The sequence below is a fragment of the Psychroflexus curvus genome (assembly GCF_020164585.1).
GTDB classification, from domain to species: Bacteria; Bacteroidota; Bacteroidia; order Flavobacteriales; family Flavobacteriaceae; genus Psychroflexus; species Psychroflexus curvus.
Genome location: NZ_JAIQZF010000006.1, coordinates 143308 through 160109 on the forward strand (window position 1 = coordinate 143308; position 16802 = coordinate 160109).

Genomic DNA, 16802 nt, shown 5'->3' on the forward strand with positions numbered 1-16802 from the left:
AAAAAAAGCCGATACATGAGGATATCGGCTTGATTGTAATTCATTTTTTAAGCTTAAATATGTAAAGCTCTGTCGCCAGTTGCCGCAAGGGCAGCTTCTTTCACAGCCTCGGCGTAGGTTGGGTGAGCGTGACTCATCCGTGCGATATCCTCGGCACTAGCACGGAACTCCATAGCCGTAACCGCTTCGGCGATAAGGTCGGCCACTCGAGCACCTACCATATGTACACCGAGAACCTCATCTGTTTTCTTATCTGAAAAGATTTTCACAAATCCATCCACATCTCCACTTGCTCTAGCTCTTCCCAGCGCACGCATAGGGAACTTACCAGTATTAAATTCGATGTTTTCGTCCTTCAGTTGATTTTCATTTTTTCCAACGGAAGCTACTTCCGGCCAGGTGTAAACCACGTTTGGTATAAGGTTGTAATCGATATGTGGTTTTTGTCCCGAAATGACTTCGGCTACAAATGTACCTTCTTCCTCGGCTTTGTGAGCAAGCATAGCACCTTCAATTACATCTCCGATAGCATAAATATTTTCTGTAGAGGTTTGTAACTTTTTATTGACGACTACTTTGCCTTTGTCATTGATTTCAACGCCGGCTTTATCTGCATTCAAACCCTCTGTATATGGTCGACGTCCTACAGAAACCAGGCAGTAATCTCCCTTAAATTCAATTTCTTTTCCATCTTTATCATCTGCTTTTACAATGACTTCATCACCTTTTCGCTCAACAGATTTTACTTTATGAGAAAGCTTAAATTTGGCTTTTTGCTTTTTCATGGCTTTCATCAATTCCTTGCTCTGGTCTTTGTCCATGCCTGGAATGATGCGGTCCATAAATTCTATAACGGTGACTTCTGCGCCTAGTCTTTTGTAAACCTGACCTAGCTCAAGACCAATTACCCCGCCACCTATCATGATAAGGTGTTTTGGAATTTCTTTTAGAGAAAGCGCCTCGGTAGAAGTGATGATTCGTTCTTTATCGATGTCTATAAAAGGTAAGCTCGAAGGCTTACTTCCAGTGGCAATGATGGTGTTTTTAGCCTCAATTTCGGTTTCCTTACCATCGCTGTCTGTAACGATGATGTGCGTTTTGTCTTTGAAAGAACCAACACCCTGGAGCGACTCAATATCGTTTTTATCCATGAGGAAATCGATGCCTTTTGTAGTTTGTTCTACCACGCCAGACTTGCGTTTCATCATATTTTCTAAGTTGACTTTTACGTCTCCTGAAATATCGATACCATGTTCTTCAAAATGCTTAATAGCATCCTCGTAATGATGAGAGGAATCAAGTAAAGCTTTGGATGGTATGCAGCCTACATTAAGGCAGGTTCCGCCTTTGGTGGCGTATTTTTCAATTATAACAGTTTTTAATCCTAGTTGTGCGCAACGTATGGCTGCTACATAGCCTCCAGGTCCAGAGCCGATTACGGCTACATCATATGTGTTCATAAAACGAATTTTAGTTTCTTAAATAAAGTATTACAAATTTACACCTTCTGTCATAAAGGGCAATTGAATCGCTCCAAAACCTTGTTAAATTCCTGGAGGATTTCTACTTGTTGTTTTATTATCTCGATTTTGCTTTCTTTGAAACTCAAACAGGATTAATCTGATGAGTTTGTTATTTTAAAGAAGCTAGGGGCTGGTTATAGATTGATTATAAGTTGAGTTTGATAAAACTAAAGCTTTGTTTTGTGAAATAAGCCACAAAATTGTAACATTACGTCGATTTTAAAATCTTAACATGAGTGAATCTATAAATGCAACCGAGGAAGACCCGTCCAGCAACAAAATAAGACTCAGTATCTGGCAAGCTTTAATACCAGTGATTGCACTTATTGGGATGCTGGCTTATAATGTTTTTATATATGGAGATGATTCACTAGCGGGTTCCAATCAGTTTATATTGCTTATGGGTGCTGCTGTAGCGGCCATTGTTGGTGTTTCTAAAGGAGCCAGGTTTGAAACGATGATCGATGATGTTGCCAAAAACATTAAATCTACAACCGAGCCTATTTTAATTTTACTTATGGTTGGAGCCCTGGCTGGGACCTGGCTGCTAAGTGGAATTATCCCAGCTATGATTTACTACGGATTACAGATTTTGAATCCCACTATATTTCTTGCGGCTTGTGTGATTATATGCTCTGTTATTTCGATTGCTACCGGGAGTAGCTGGACAACATCCGCCACCGTAGGTATTGCCTTAATTGGTATCGCGGAAGCACTGGACGTTTCTGTTGCAATGACTGCTGGAGCTGTATTATCTGGTGGTTATTTTGGAGATAAATTATCACCGATGAGTGACACGACTAACCTTGCACCGGCTATGGCAGGCACAGATTTATTTACTCACATTAGATACATGACCATTACGACCGTACCAACGATAATAATCACACTAATTGTTTTTGTTATTATTGGTTTGAATCTTGATACAACTGGTCAAACCAATCCCTCAGAAATTTTGAATAGCATTGAAGCTTCTTTTAATGTGTCCGGATGGTTGTTTGTAGTACCGATCTTGGTTATTATACTTATTATCAAGAAAACCCCTCCATTGATAGCCTTGCTTATAGGCACGCTACTAGCTGCAGTTGCAGCACTTATTTTTCAGCCAGATTTGGTAAGATTAATTGGAGGAGGTGAGACACTTACTTTTGAAACCGCTTACAAAGGAATAATGAACGCCATAACTGTTGACATTACTATTCCTACAGATAATATAATTTTGCAGGGTTTATTTTCAGCTGGAGGTATGGCAGGAATGCTAGGAACCATATGGTTGATTATCTGTGCTATGGTATTTGGCGGTATTATGGATGCCATTGGAGCTTTAGAACGAATAAGTGAAGCTCTTCTGAATTTGTTTACGTCCACTTTTGGTTTGTTTTTCAGTACAGTCACGAGTTGTTTGGCTTTAAACCTGACCGCATCCGACCAGTATCTGGCTATTGTAGTTCCAGGTAAAATGTTTGCAAAAGCTTATGAAAAGAAGGGTCTGGCACCAGAAAATTTAAGTAGAACGTTGGAAGACTCTGGTACTGTAACATCAGTTCTGGTTCCCTGGAATACCTGTGGAGCTTACCATAGTGGAGTTTTGGGTGTGCCGGTAGTCGATTATTTTTTCTATGCGATATTCAACTATTTGAGTCCTTTTGTCACTTTGTTTTTTGCTGCATTCAATATTAAGATAAGACAATTGAGAAAAAAATAAATTATGAAGTTAGATATATTAGCTATTGGAGCACACCCTGATGATGTTGAACTGAGTTGTTCTGGAACTCTGGCTAAGGAGATTAGTAAAGGTAAGAAAGTTGGAATTTTAGATTTAACTAGAGGCGAATTAGGTACTCGTGGTACAGCTGAAACCCGTGAAAATGAAGCAAAAGACGCTGCTAAAATACTTGGTGTAAGCATGAGAAAAAATCTTGAATTCAGTGATGGATTTTTCACCAACAATACGGCCCATCAACTTGAAATCATTAAAGTTTTAAGAAAATACAGACCAGATGTGATTTTATGCAATGCTATTCACGATAGACATATAGATCACGGAAAAGGGAGTAAACTCGTTAGCGATTCATGTTTTTTAAGCGGTTTAAAAAAAATCGAAACCATTTGCGAAGGCAATACTCAAAAGGAATGGAGGCCTAAACATATTTACCATTACATACAATGGTATGATATTGAACCAGATATTGTAGTGGATATAACAGGGTTTATGGATAAGAAGATAGCATGCGTCAAAGCCTATAAAACTCAGTTTTACGATACACAAAGCAAAGAACCGGAAACACCTATTTCCAGCTCCAATTTTTTTGATAGCATTACCTACAGGGCAAGAAACCTTGGTAGAATCATCAATACTGAACATGCGGAAGGCTTTACAGTGGAACGCTATCCAGCGGTGAATTCCATTTTTGATCTTATCTAAAAGCCTTAATTTAAACGATAGAACACCCTGTCTCGACCTATTGAGACAGGGTTTTTTATTTTCAAGTGTTGTTAATCAATAATAATTTAAAATCTGCATATAAATTATATCGCTAAATTGATATATTTATGCAAAATAAATATATATGAAGTTTTGTCCTCAATGTCAATCAGAACAAATTGTAAAGAGTGGAGTCATTAATGATCGCCAACGCTATAAATGCAAGTCATGTAACTATTTTTTTACGGTTAATAAATTAGGAAAAAAAATAGATCAATACTATGTTACTAAAGCTCTTCAGCTTTACCTAGAAGGTCTTTCTTACCGCGAAATCGAACGTATTTTAGGAATTTCTCATGTAAGCGTGATGAACTGGGTGCGCAAGTATAACATCCAAAAAGTACAAAATGCAGATGTTCACCCAACTTACAAAATATTGAGTCAGGCTGAGCTTGGCAACTATTTTTCATCTGCAGAAAACACGAGGGGCTCTGGCATGATTATCACAGAACTTGGAGATAAGTTTATGGTGATAAAATGGGAACGCTTTAAAGAATAAGTATATGTTTTAGCATAAATATATATTATATTTTATTTAACAAACAATTATTTTGAAGTTCGTAACAAGTTATTAGCAATAAATAGTATAATTATTTAAAAACTTGTTACTCGATGAGATATTATGTTACATTATTAATATGTATTACATCTTTTGTAAGTCATAATGCTTTTTCACAGGGATCTCCAGATTATAAAGGGGGATTCAAAATTCAGTTTGATGAAGAGCAACCCGAAAAATTCTTAAGGATCATCTCCTGGGCTCAAGTTCAAATGAACTATCAGGATGATGTTCCGGAAAATGTGAGTCAAACCAATTTTCTGCTTAGAAGAGCTCGTCTTCTTTTTATCGGGCAAATCTCAAACGATTTTACCATTGTGTCTCATATCGGGCTCAATAATTTGAGTTCTCAAAACATGAATCCTGTTGGTATTGGAGACGAAGCTCAAGTTTTCCTTCATGATGCGTGGGTGCAATACAATTTGGGTGAAAAACTTACTCTTGGTGGAGGCTTGCATTACTTCAATGGTATTTCTCGGTTAAATAATCAATCTACCCTGAACATGTTGACCTTAGACAATAACAGGTCCTCCTGGTCTACATTGGGGCTTAGTGATCAATTTGCCAGGCATATAGGTGTTTTTGCCAAAGGTGAGTTTGGCAATTTTCAATACCAGGTAGCCGTCAACAATGCTATTAGCAATGGGTTAGATAATCGCCTTCCTGCTAAAAATCAGTCAACTTATACTGGACTTGCCAATCTGGGTTCTGCCGATGCACTTTACAACTATGCAGGCTATTTTACGTACCATTTATTCGAAAATGAATCCAATTATCTTCCTTATAAAGTGGGGTCTTACTTAGGAGGTAAAAAAGTTTTGACTCTAGGTACCGGTTTTTTTGCACATCCGAATGGAAGTTCGATTCAGAGTCAAAATGGAGTAGTAGGCGAGGACGTCATGCTTTATGCATTTGATGTGTTTTATGATGCTCCTTTAGGAAGCACTAATGCTGCACTGACAGCCTACGCTGTATTTCAGAATAACGATTATGGGGAGAATTATCTATTTGGCCCCTATGGTACCGGCTCTATGTTTTATGGCCATACAGGTTTAGTCATCCCAAGTCAAAATCAGGCGCTTAAATTTCAGCCCTATCTTTCTTATGGCGTACAGAGTTTTGATGCTACAGATGATAATCAAACTACATTGGGTATTGGAGCTAATGCCTACTTCAGCGGTCACAACTCAAAATTGACTTTAGAATATAAATCCCAATCTTTTGGAACTATAAACCAGAAAACAGTTAGCCTTCAGGCTATGATATATTTATAATTATGGAAACAGATAACAACAAAAAACAGAAACATGCTACCGCTTACTGGAAGGAAAACCTGAAATACCTTGCCATACTTCTCCCCATTTGGTTTTTGGTTTCTTATGGAGCGGGCATACTTTTTAAAGACTGGCTAGATCAGTTTCAGATTGGTGGCTTTAAGCTAGGCTTTTGGTTTGCACAACAAGGTTCTATTTACGTATTCATCATTTTGATTTTCGTTTACGTGAGGTTAATGAACAAATTAGATAAAAAATACGGATACGATAAATAAAAAACTATGGATGCTCAAACACTAACTTATATTTTCGTCGGCGTTTCATTTGCTATTTACATTGGAATAGCTATTTGGAGCCGTGCAGGTTCAACTAAAGAATTTTATGTTGCAGGAGGCGGCGTTTCGCCCCTGGCAAATGGTATGGCAACGGCAGCCGACTGGATGTCTGCAGCCTCTTTTATATCCATGGCGGGGATCATCTCGTTTATGGGATATGATGGCTCAGTGTTCTTGATGGGCTGGACAGGCGGTTTTGTCTTATTAGCCTTGTTATTAGCGCCTTACTTAAGAAAATTTGGAAAATTCACCGTTCCCGATTTTATAGGAGATCGTTATTATTCCAAGACAGCTCGAGCTGTAGCTGTCTTTTGTGCCTTAATCGTTTCTTTCACTTACATCGCCGGTCAAATGCGTGGGGTTGGCGTTGTATTTTCTAGATTTTTGGAAGTTGAAATCGAAACCGGTGTCATCATCGGTATGATTATAGTTTTGTTTTACGCAGTTTTAGGTGGTATGAAAGGTATTACTTACACACAAGTTGCTCAATACTGTGTCCTGATCTTCGCTTTCCTGGTTCCTGCTATTTTCATCTCTTTCCAGGCAACAGGAAATCCTATTCCTATGTTTGGTATGGGCGATACACTGGCAAGTCAGCCAGATACATATATGCTGGATAAATTGGATGGCTTGAGTCAGGAATTAGGGTTCAATGAATATACCGAAGGTTCAAAAAGTCTGATAGATGTGTTCGCCATTACTTTAGCTTTGATGGTAGGAACAGCTGGTTTGCCTCACGTTATTGTAAGATTTTTCACCGTAAAACGGGTGAAGGATGCACGTAAGTCTGCAGGATATGCTTTGCTATTTATAGGTATTCTCTACATTACAGCTCCAGCGGTAGCCTCTTTTGGTAAATTGAATCTGATGCAAACTGTAAATAAAAAAGAGTATGCTGATATGCCAAGTTGGTTCACTACCTGGGAAGATTTAGGTTTACTGGCATGGACAGATAAAAATTCTGATGGGAAGATCCAATATTTAGGTAAAGCTAAAGAAGGGGGAGACGCCTTAACAGGAATACCACAATTTAAAGATAATGAGAGAGGAGAAAGCGGGCAACGTGTCGTCACAAATCCTTCTGAAAATAAGAATGAGTTATACGTCGATAATGATATTATGGTGATGGCCAATCCAGAAATTGCAGATTTACCCAACTGGGTTTTTGCTTTGGTTGCTGCGGGATGTTTAGCTGCTGCACTGTCTACTGCTGCCGGTCTATTATTGGTGATTTCATCTTCAGTATCTCACGATTTAATTAAAAAAATGGTGTATCCTAAAATTTCAGATAAAGGAGAATTAATTGCTGCACGTTTAGCATCTGTAGTTGCTGTAGTGATAGCTGGTTACTTTGGAATTAACCCCCCAGGCTTTGTGGCTGCCGTTGTCGCACTGGCCTTTGGGCTGGCTGCTGCTTCTTTCTTTCCCGCTATTATTTTAGGGATTTTCTATAAACGAATGAATAAAGAAGGCGCTGTCGCTGGTATGATTGTGGGTATTTCGCTTATGCTGTTTTACATGGCAAAATTCAAATTAGGTTGGATAGGAGAGATTCCTGACAAATCAGAGTGGTGGTTTGGAATTTCTCCTGAAGGTTTTGGTACCGTAGCTATGCTTGTCAACTTTATCGTATCTATAACCATCAGCAAGTTTACTGCAGCACCTCCGGCAGATGTTCAGGAGATGGTAGAAAATGTAAGAATTCCTAGCGGAGCAAGTGAAGCTTCCGGACATTAAAACAATTTATATATTCTCAGGAGTTTGCAGTTATAAACGCATTCTCTTGAGAATTTTAATTAAATTAAAGACTTATTCCGAATCGAATGAAAAAGAGACATCAACAGAAACTTATTTTTTTAAGCTTTGGCTTGATTTTACTTTTCAATATCCCTTTAGTGCTTGCTTTTAATCAGGTCACTTCAGTTTTAGGATTTCCGTTGTTTTATTTTTTTGTATTCATAATTTGGTTAGCTAGTATTATCATTTCCTTCTCGATTCTTAAAAAATATTCAGATCAATGAGTAAAACCGCACTCATAGCGCTCATTTTTGTCTATTTGGGAATTTTATTTCTCATTGCTCTTTTTGCTGAAAAAAATAAAGGCTCAAAACTGGTTTCACATCCCGTTGTTTATGCGCTTTCCCTGGCGGTGTACTGTTCAGCTTGGACTTATTATGGCAGTGTGGGCATGGCAGCCAAGTCTGGAGTTGAGTTTCTTACGATTTACCTCGGCCCTATCATTGCTGCTCCCTTATGGATTGTTTTATTGAAGAAAATCATTCAACTTTCCAAAGTGTATAACGTTTCAAGTATTGCTGATTTTATTTCTCTTAGATATGGAAACAGTAGGTCACTTGGAGCTTTTGTGACCCTGGTTTGTGCTGCAAGTATTATTCCTTATATCTCACTTCAACTCAAAGCGATTTCTGAAACCTTCGAAATTGTTTCTACTTCTACACTTGGCATTGAAGGCTCTTCTGTGATTACAGATTCTACTTTTTATATCGCTTTAATTTTAGCCGTCTTTGCCTCCTTCTTTGGAACTTTAGCTCTGGATGCTTCCAAAAACAAAACAGGAGTTATGTTTTCTGTTGCTTTTGAATCTGTTTTGAAATTAACTTTCTTTCTTATTGTGGGGGTTTATGTCACCTACTATGTGTTTGATGGCACTTCAGATATTTATGAGCAGGCTGAACTAGGCTTAGACTTAAATCAGCTAAGTACCATCAAGGGTTTGAGCGGTGGCATCAACTGGTACTTCAGTATAGCGCTTTCTTTTTTAGCTATTTTCTTACTGCCACGTCAGTTTCAAACTTCAGTGGTTGAATTCACTAACCGAAAACAGCTTAAAACCTCCATTTGGTTTTTCCCGCTTTACCTTTTATTATTTAATGTGTTCGTCATTTTTATTGCCTGGGGTGGAATGCTGATTTTGGGCAATCAAGCCAACGCCGACTACTTTACACTTCTGATTCCCTTGCATTTTGGAGATCACTGGCTAGCCATATTAGTCTTTTTGGGGGGTCTTTCAGCAGTAATTTCTATGGTAGTAGTATCCACTGTAGCTCTTTCCACCATGTTGAGTAATAACCTCATTATCCCTTACGGCTTTATTAAGAATCTGACCAGGAGCAAATCGTTTAAAAACGAAAAAACCATCAAAAACATAAGACGACTTTGTGTGTTTAGTTCTATAATTTTGGCTTATTTACTTTATGCTCTGTTTGATCCGAAGGTTTCTTTGTTTTCAATCGGCCTTATTTCTTTTCTGATCATCGCCCAGTTAGCTCCAAGTTTTTTTATAGGTATGTTTTGGAACAGAGGCTCAGCTTTAGGTTCGAAAGCAGGAATCATACTCGGTATGATGATGATAGGGTTTACGTACCTGCTTCCTTTTATTACTGAAAATGTGTTGAGTAACAGTCAATTTGTAGAAAACGGACTCTATGGTGTACAGATGCTTAAGCCTTATGCGCTTTTCGGGATTGACTTACTGAACCCTGTTAACCATGCCTTGTACTGGAGTTTACTGTTTAATACAGGTGCTTATTTGGTTTTATCCGTCATCAAAAAAGGAAATTACCGAGAACGAAATTATGGAGAAATGTTTGTCAATAGTGAACGTGTAGTAGAGCTTAAAGAAAATGCTTACGTCTGGAAAGGAGAGGCCAACGTAGAGGATATACAGAATATATTGGTGCGTTTTCTCGGAGAAACCAAAGCAAATAAGGCTTTGAGAGTTTTCAGAAAGCGCTATCAGGTGAATCCAGAAGAAAAATTGGCAGATGCCAGATTTATCAATTTCTCTGAACGACTGCTGACCGGTGCTGTGGGAAGTGCTTCAGCTAAAATTTTAATTTCAAATGTGGCGAAAGAAAAGCCGGTGTCTCTGGTTGAAGTTTTAAAAATATTAGAGGAAAACAAAGAAACGATTTCCGTCAATAAGTCCCTGGAAGAACAATCTCAAAAATTAATCAAACTCACTTCTGAATTAAAATCTGCTAACGATGAACTTAAAATACAGGATCAACTGAAGGATGACTTTTTAGACACGGTAGCCCACGAACTCAAAACACCGATTACTTCTATCAAAGCAAGTTCTGAAGTATTAACAGAAGCAGAGGACATGCCATTTGAACTTCGTCAAAAGTTCCTGAATAATATCATCCAGGATACAGAACGCCTGAATGTGTTGATCAATGATATTCTGGATTTGGAGAAAATGGCTTCAGGAAGAGATGTTTTAAATTTAAAGCTTCAAGCTTTGGATAGGTGTATTGAAGATGCAATCAATGGCATTAGCAGTATCGCTAAACGGAAAAATGTAGACGTCAGATTTCAGAGCAAAACTCAAATTCAAACGGAATTTGATTATAGCAAAATGCTTCAGGTGTTTACTAACTTACTTTCAAATTCTTTAAAATTTGTTTCAGAAAACGACGGAAAAATAAAAGTATTTCTTGAAGAAAATTCAGAAGGAATCAGTTTTAAAATAAGAGATAATGGAAAAGGAATACCCGAAGAGGAACTTGATTTGATCTTTAAAAAATTCTATCAGTCCAAAAATCAAACCTTTAAAAAACCTTTAGGTAGCGGCTTTGGATTAGCGATTTGTAAACAAATTGTCCAGATGCATGGAGGCGAGATTTTTGCTAATTCAAACCTTGAGAAAGGTGCAGAACTCATTATAAAATTACCAAAACGAAACGCATGAAAAAGATTCTACTTGTAGATGATGAGCCTAACATAATCATGGCACTGGAGTATACGTTGAGAAAAAATGACTACGAAATCTTTATCGCCCGAGATGGGGAGGAAGCTGTTGCACTCGCAGAAAAACTGGTGCCTGATTTAGTGATTTTGGACATTATGATGCCCAAAGTGGATGGTTATGAAGTACTGGAACATTTGCGCGAGCACAACTCGCTTAAAGAGTCTACTCAGACTATTATTATCAGTGCTAAACAAAAGCAGAGCGATGTACAGAAGGCTTTGAGCCTTGGAGCTAAAGCATACATCAAAAAACCCTTTTCTATGAAGAAACTCTTGAATACTGTAAGTGAATTATTAATACACAATCCTTAAAATACACTGTTATGAATTATAAAGAAGTTTATCAAAAAAGTATCGAACACCCGGAAGAATTCTGGATGGAAGAGTCTAAAAATATCAAGTGGTTTAAAGCCCCGACCAAAGCACTGGAACAAACCACTGAAGGGATTTACCACTGGTTTCCAGATGGAGAAACCAACCTGAGCTATTTGTGTTTAGACCAGCATGTAGAAGATGGATATGGAGATGAGATTGCTCTTATTTATGACTCTGCTGTCAGACAAAAACAGTTAAAATATACTTATAGTGAGGTACTGGAAAAAGTATCCAAACTGGCTGGAGGCTTGAAGGATTTAGGCGTAGAAAAAGGGGATCGAGTTATCATTTATATGCCGATGATTTCTCATTCCTTGTTCAGCATGCTGGCCTGTGCCAGGATAGGAGCGATACATTCAGTTGTTTTTGGAGGTTTTGCCCCAGATGAATTGGCGATGAGAATAGACGATGCTAAGCCCAAAGTGATTATCACGGCGACTTCAGGAATTGAAGTGGATAGGCTTATTGCTTACAAACCAATGGTGGATGAAGCCATTGAAAAAGCCAAGCACAAAGTAGAAAAAGTTGTGGTTTTCAACAGAAAACTAGGAGTCGAATTTGAGGGAAAACCTTACGACATCGATTATACTAAATTGATGGAAAGGGCTAATCCCACTCAAGCAATTGCTCTTAAATCTAAAGACCCTTCCTATATTCTATATACTTCTGGAACTACGGGTTCACCAAAAGGAGTCGTGAGAGATACAGGTGGTTATGCCGTAGGTCTAAAATATTCGATGACTAATATTTATGGAACCAAACCTGGTGATGTGTTCTGGGCTGCTTCGGACGTGGGCTGGGTAGTTGGGCATAGTTATATTGTCTATGCACCGATGATTCACAGGAATACAACGATTATTTATGAAGGCAAACCTATCAAAACTCCAGATGCCGGCGCGTTTTGGAGGGTGATTGAAGATCATAAAGTCAATGTTATGTTTACTGCTCCAACCGCCTTCAGAGCGATTAGAAAAGAAGACCCAGATGGTGAGTTTATAAAAAAACATGATATTTCTTCTTTAAAATATCAGTTTCTAGCCGGTGAGCGATGTGATGAAACCACTTTAAAGTGGGCAGAAGAACACCTCAATGTTCCTGTGATTGATCATTGGTGGCAGACAGAATCGGGCTGGTCTATTGTGGCCAATTATATGGGACTGGATGCTTTACCAGTAAAACCTGGTTCGGCAGGAAAACCTGTCCCTGGTTATGACCTGGCGATTCTTTCTGAAGAAGGCGAAACCTTACCAGCCAACACTGAAGGTTTTATCTGTTCCAAATTACCGCTCCCTCCTGGATTCATGCAAACGCTTTGGAATAATCACGAACGCTACAAAAACGGATATTTAAGTAAATTTCCAGGCTATTACTTCTCTGGTGATGGCGGCTATATCGATGAAGAGGGCTATGTTTTTATCACTGGCAGAATTGATGATGTGATAAATATTTCTGGTCATCGCCTTTCTACGGCGGCTTTGGAAGAAGTTGTTTCTCAACATCCCTCCGTTGCTGAATGTGCCGTTGTTGGATTACAGGATGAGCTGAAAGGGGAAGTTCCGCTGGCTATTGTCGTTCCCAAAACGGGCGAAGAGGGCTATGAGTCTTACAAAATGCAGACTGAAATTGTTCAGTTAGTCAGAGATAAAATTGGTGCTATAGCTGCTTTAAAGAATGTGGTCATAGTCAAACGACTGCCAAAAACAAGAAGCGGTAAAACCTTAAGAAGAACCTTAAGAAAGCTTGTCGCCGGACAACCCTATAAACTTCCTTCAACAATTGAAGATCCAATGGTCATCAGTGAGATTATTGAAACCTTTAGTCAGGAGAAGATCGGAGCTTTTAGTAAAAATAAAGATCAGGTCACTCAATCTTTAAAAGGACTGACCAAGAGTTATTACAACATTGATTCGCTAGCGAAGTATATGGATGTATACAGGATTTCACAAAATGACCCGGAAAACTTCTGGGCTACCATTGCTGAAAGAAATTTTGTGTGGAAACGCAAGTGGGATTCGGTCTTGAAATGGAATCCTGAAAAAGCGGAGGTGAGCTGGTTTGGGGGAGCTCAACTCAATATCACCGAAAATGCTATCGACAGGCATTTAAAAACCAGAGGAAACAAAACCGCGATTATATGGGAACCCAATAATCCCGACGAAGAAGCACTTCATATCAGTTACACCGAATTATCGAAGCGAGTCAATAAAATGGCAAATGTGCTCAAGAAAAACGGAGTACAGAAGGGAGATAGGGTTTGCATTTACCTACCGATGATCCCCGAATTGGCCATTTCGACTTTAGCCTGTGCGAGAATAGGAGCAGTACATTCTGTGGTTTTTGCAGGATTTTCAGCATCTGCGCTGTCTTCAAGAATCAATGATTCAGATTGTAAGATGGTGATCACTTCGGACGGATCCTATAGGGGTTCTAAAAGCATTGATTTAAAAAGCATTGTAAACCAAGCCTTGGAAAGTACTCCTTCAGTAGAATGTGTTCTGGTCGCTAAACGCACCTTCTCAAAAATTGAAATGATTGAAGACCGTGATGTCTGGCTTCATGAAGAATTAAAACAGGTGGATGATAAGTGTGAAGCAGAAGTGATGGATGCAGAAGATATGCTATTCATTTTATATACTTCAGGATCCACGGGAACTCCAAAAGGCATGGTGCATACCACCGCTGGTTATATGGTTTACACTGCTTTTTCTTTCAAAAACGTCTTTCAATATAAAGAGAATGATGTGTATTGGTGTACGGCAGATATCGGTTGGATTACGGGACATTCCTACATAGTGTACGGACCACTTTTGAATGGTGCTACAACGCTCATGTTTGAGGGAGTACCATCTTACCCGGATTATGGTAGGTTTTGGGATATTGTAGAGAAGTACAAAGTCAATCAGTTTTATACCGCACCAACAGCCATAAGAGCTTTGGCAAAACAAGACATCGAATTTGTCAATACATACGATTTATCTTCTCTGAAAGTTCTCGGAAGTGTTGGAGAGCCTATCAATGAAGAAGCCTGGAACTGGTATAATGAAAACATCGGTAAAAAGAAATGTCCAATAGTAGATACCTGGTGGCAAACGGAAACTGGCGGAATCATGATTTCTCCGATTCCATTTGTAACACCAACCAAACCGACTTATGCCACACTGCCTTTACCGGGAATTCAACCTTCATTGATGGATGACAAAGGAAATGAAATAGAAGGTAATTCTGTGTCGGGTAAGCTTTGCATCAAGCAGCCGTGGCCAAGTATGGCAAGAACCGTTTATGGAAATCATCAGCGCTATAAAGACACTTACTTCTCAGCTTTTAAGGATGTGTATTTTACGGGTGACGGGGCGCTCAGAGATGAGGTTGGATATTACAGAATTACGGGTAGAGTAGATGATGTAATTATCGTTTCCGGACATAATCTAGGTACCGCGCCAATAGAAGATGCTATCAACGAGCATCCAGCCGTGGCAGAATCGGCTATCATAGGATTTCCTCATAATGTCAAAGGAAATGCTCTGGCGGGTTTTGTTATTCTGAAAAATGAAGGGGAAACCAGAAACAAGGAAAATTTAAGCAAGGAAATCAATCAGTTAATCGCCAGTAAAATTGGGCCTATCGCAAAACTAGATCGCATTCATTTTGTCTCTGGTTTGCCTAAAACCAGAAGTGGAAAAATCATGAGACGTATTATGAGAAAGATTTCTGCAGGAGAAACAGACCAGATAGGTGATGTTTCTACCTTGCTGGATCCTGATATTGTAGAAGAAATCAAGGAAAAAGTTCAGCCTTTTTTGGATGAATAAATAACTTTAATCAATAGAAATTTTTAATGAGAGTTATAACTTAGTTAGTATTAGGATGCTGAATAGGTTATAAATTCCAATATTAATTTTTCTTCTTATTTATCTAAATCGTTTTGTAGAATGCAATATTATATTAAATTTGCATCGTCTTACGAGACAACTGGTGGATGTAGCTCAGCTGGTTAGAGCACTGGTTTGTGGTACCAGGGGTCGTGGGTTCGAGCCCCATCTTCCACCCAAAAAAAAGGTCTTATCGATTTCGATAAGACCTTTTTTAGTTTAGATACTTTTCCTTACCGCATCGTTTTTGAAGGAAACACCACCACACTTTCATGCCCGTCTTTGCCTATAGCCGCTATTCCGAAGAAGAAATTATCGATAATAATTCCATCGACAGTAACTTCGTTGACGTTCTCGACATATCTGAAGTGATCCCAGGTTGGGGAAGTCGTAGATCTCCAATACACCTTGTAGCCTTTAACATCTTCCGGGTTTTCTTGTTCCCATTTGAATCTAACTGAAGGTTCTACAATACCACCGATAGCCACTTCAGAGGGAGCAGGAGGGGCCCAGGCTAAACTTGCCATGGAGATAGCGTTGACGGCAGTCAGTTTCTTGACATAATCAAAATTGACGTGCTCTATCACATCACCATAAGCAATACCACTTTCAACCCTTATGTCCTGGTGCTGCTGATTATAGTTTTCGTGAGCTTCCATGATTCTAATTCCGGGATAACCTAAGTCATTAAAGGGTCTGTGGTGTCCGCCACGTCCAAAACGGTCTAAACGGTAAATCATTATCGGATTCATTTCTGGCATATAAGTTTGTGTCGTTTCATAAACATACCTTGCCAGTTGTCTTGATTCTCCGTCGACTTCACCTCCGTAAAAACGTTTCATTTGTCGTTCCCTATCGGTTTCAGTTGGATTATGAGCTTCACTAAAAATTCTAAAACTTCTATTGTCTATAACTCCATCAAGACCTTCAATATTTCCAATCATATCATTATTCAAGATCCCAATGATATTCCAGTCGTTTTCTTTAGCGTATTTAGCCAAAAACTGACCGCCGTATAAACCTTGTTCTTCACCGCTTAATCCTACGTAAATAATGCTGTGATCAAATTCATATTGAGAAAGCACTCTTGCTGCTTCCATTGTTCCGGCCATTCCAGTAGCATTATCATTGGCTCCGGGAGCATCTGTCTCAAAATCCTGAGTATCGGATGCTCTAGAGTCGATATCCCCACTCATAATGATATAAGAATTTGGGTATTTTTTCCCTTTCTGAATCGCAACTACATTTTTGACTTCAGCAGTTTTTGGTATTCTGCTTCCGTCTTCTGGAGTTACGGTTTCACCTTGAAAAAAGACGTCCAGGCAATTATCACAGTTACCAGAGATTTCTTCAAACTCTGTTTTGATCCAGCGTCTGGCAGCACCGATACCACGGGTATCGCTCTCCGTCTCGCTGAAGGTGTTACGAGTTCCAAAATCAACAAGGTTTTGAATGTAATACTCTAGTTTTTCTGCAGATACGTCGTCAATGATATCATAGATCTTAGTATCTATCTGACCGTAAAAGACAGTCGAAATGGTCAAAAAGGCTATTGTAAGTGTAATTTTCATATAAATAAATTTTGGCTCAATTTACTATAATTTTAGAG

Annotated in this window: 11 protein-coding genes and 1 tRNA gene; 10 read left to right on the forward strand and 2 right to left on the reverse strand. The window is 38.8% G+C overall.

The window, feature by feature from the left end; genetic code table 11:
• Positions 1 to 53: 53 nt before the first annotated feature.
• Positions 54 to 1460, reverse strand: a complete 1407-nt coding sequence (lpdA, locus tag LB450_RS10445) for a dihydrolipoyl dehydrogenase (RefSeq protein WP_224488273.1) — start codon at positions 1458 to 1460, stop codon at positions 54 to 56.
• A 295-nt stretch (positions 1461 to 1755) separates the two neighbouring features.
• On the opposite strand from lpdA, the gene nhaC reads away from it, so the two are divergent.
• The 10 genes from nhaC (at position 1756) to LB450_RS10500 (ending at position 15371) form a co-directional block, all read left to right on the forward strand.
• The gene (nhaC, locus tag LB450_RS10450; RefSeq protein WP_224488275.1) at positions 1756 to 3228 is read left to right on the forward strand and encodes a Na+/H+ antiporter NhaC; all 1473 of its coding nucleotides are present in this window, start codon (positions 1756 to 1758) and stop codon (positions 3226 to 3228) included.
• A gap of 3 nt (positions 3229 to 3231) precedes the next feature.
• Positions 3232 to 3948 carry a bacillithiol biosynthesis deacetylase BshB1 gene (gene bshB1, locus LB450_RS10455; RefSeq protein WP_224488277.1) on the forward strand — a complete coding sequence of 239 codons (717 nt, stop codon included), beginning with the start codon at positions 3232 to 3234 and terminating at the stop codon, positions 3946 to 3948.
• Positions 3949 to 4093: 145 nt separating this feature from the next.
• Positions 4094 to 4507: an IS1/IS1595 family N-terminal zinc-binding domain-containing protein gene (locus tag LB450_RS10460; RefSeq protein WP_224488279.1), complete on the forward strand. Its 414-nt coding sequence runs from the start codon at positions 4094 to 4096 to the stop codon at positions 4505 to 4507.
• A 113-nt stretch (positions 4508 to 4620) separates the two neighbouring features.
• Complete coding sequence (locus tag LB450_RS10465) at positions 4621 to 5841, forward strand: hypothetical protein (RefSeq protein WP_224488281.1); 1221 nt, start codon at positions 4621 to 4623, stop codon at positions 5839 to 5841.
• 2 nt (positions 5842 to 5843) lie between these two features.
• Complete coding sequence (locus LB450_RS10470) at positions 5844 to 6116, forward strand: DUF4212 domain-containing protein (RefSeq protein WP_224488283.1); 273 nt, start codon at positions 5844 to 5846, stop codon at positions 6114 to 6116.
• Between the two features lie 6 nt (positions 6117 to 6122).
• Positions 6123 to 7913 carry a sodium:solute symporter family protein gene (locus LB450_RS10475; protein ID WP_224488284.1) on the forward strand — a complete coding sequence of 597 codons (1791 nt, stop codon included), beginning with the start codon at positions 6123 to 6125 and terminating at the stop codon, positions 7911 to 7913.
• Positions 7914 to 8193: 280 nt separating this feature from the next.
• Positions 8194 to 10890, forward strand: a complete 2697-nt coding sequence (locus tag LB450_RS10485; RefSeq protein WP_224488288.1) for a sensor histidine kinase — start codon at positions 8194 to 8196, stop codon at positions 10888 to 10890.
• Positions 10887 to 11261 (forward strand): response regulator transcription factor, encoded by a 375-nt coding sequence (locus LB450_RS10490; RefSeq protein WP_224488296.1) that lies wholly within the window; start codon positions 10887 to 10889, stop codon positions 11259 to 11261. The genes LB450_RS10485 and LB450_RS10490 overlap by 4 nt, the downstream gene beginning before the upstream one ends.
• Before the next feature lie 11 nt (positions 11262 to 11272).
• A complete protein-coding gene (gene acs / locus LB450_RS10495) occupies positions 11273 to 15133 on the forward strand; it encodes an acetate--CoA ligase (RefSeq protein ID WP_224488298.1) in 3861 nt (1286 codons plus the stop codon).
• A 162-nt stretch (positions 15134 to 15295) separates the two neighbouring features.
• Positions 15296 to 15371: transfer RNA gene (locus LB450_RS10500), tRNA-His, on the forward strand.
• Positions 15372 to 15426: 55 nt separating this feature from the next.
• Here the strand turns inward: LB450_RS10500 and LB450_RS10505 are convergent.
• Positions 15427 to 16764: a M28 family peptidase gene (locus tag LB450_RS10505; RefSeq protein ID WP_224488300.1), complete on the reverse strand. Its 1338-nt coding sequence runs from the start codon at positions 16762 to 16764 to the stop codon at positions 15427 to 15429.
• Positions 16765 to 16802: the final 38 nt, after the last annotated feature.

Coding starts and splice junctions, on each gene's coding strand:
- LB450_RS10475 (WP_224488284.1), top strand. CDS start 6,123: ATGGATGCTCAAACACTAACTTATATTTTCGTCGGCGTTTCATTTGCT.
- LB450_RS10465 (WP_224488281.1), top strand. CDS start 4,621: ATGAGATATTATGTTACATTATTAATATGTATTACATCTTTTGTAAGT.
- LB450_RS10470 (WP_224488283.1), top strand. CDS start 5,844: ATGGAAACAGATAACAACAAAAAACAGAAACATGCTACCGCTTACTGG.
- nhaC (WP_224488275.1), top strand. CDS start 1,756: ATGAGTGAATCTATAAATGCAACCGAGGAAGACCCGTCCAGCAACAAA.
- LB450_RS10485 (WP_224488288.1), top strand. CDS start 8,194: ATGAGTAAAACCGCACTCATAGCGCTCATTTTTGTCTATTTGGGAATT.
- LB450_RS10490 (WP_224488296.1), top strand. CDS start 10,887: ATGAAAAAGATTCTACTTGTAGATGATGAGCCTAACATAATCATGGCA.
- LB450_RS10460 (WP_224488279.1), top strand. CDS start 4,094: ATGAAGTTTTGTCCTCAATGTCAATCAGAACAAATTGTAAAGAGTGGA.
- acs (WP_224488298.1), top strand. CDS start 11,273: ATGAATTATAAAGAAGTTTATCAAAAAAGTATCGAACACCCGGAAGAA.
- LB450_RS10505 (WP_224488300.1), bottom strand. CDS start 16,764: ATGAAAATTACACTTACAATAGCCTTTTTGACCATTTCGACTGTCTTT.
- lpdA (WP_224488273.1), bottom strand. CDS start 1,460: ATGAACACATATGATGTAGCCGTAATCGGCTCTGGACCTGGAGGCTAT.
- bshB1 (WP_224488277.1), top strand. CDS start 3,232: ATGAAGTTAGATATATTAGCTATTGGAGCACACCCTGATGATGTTGAA.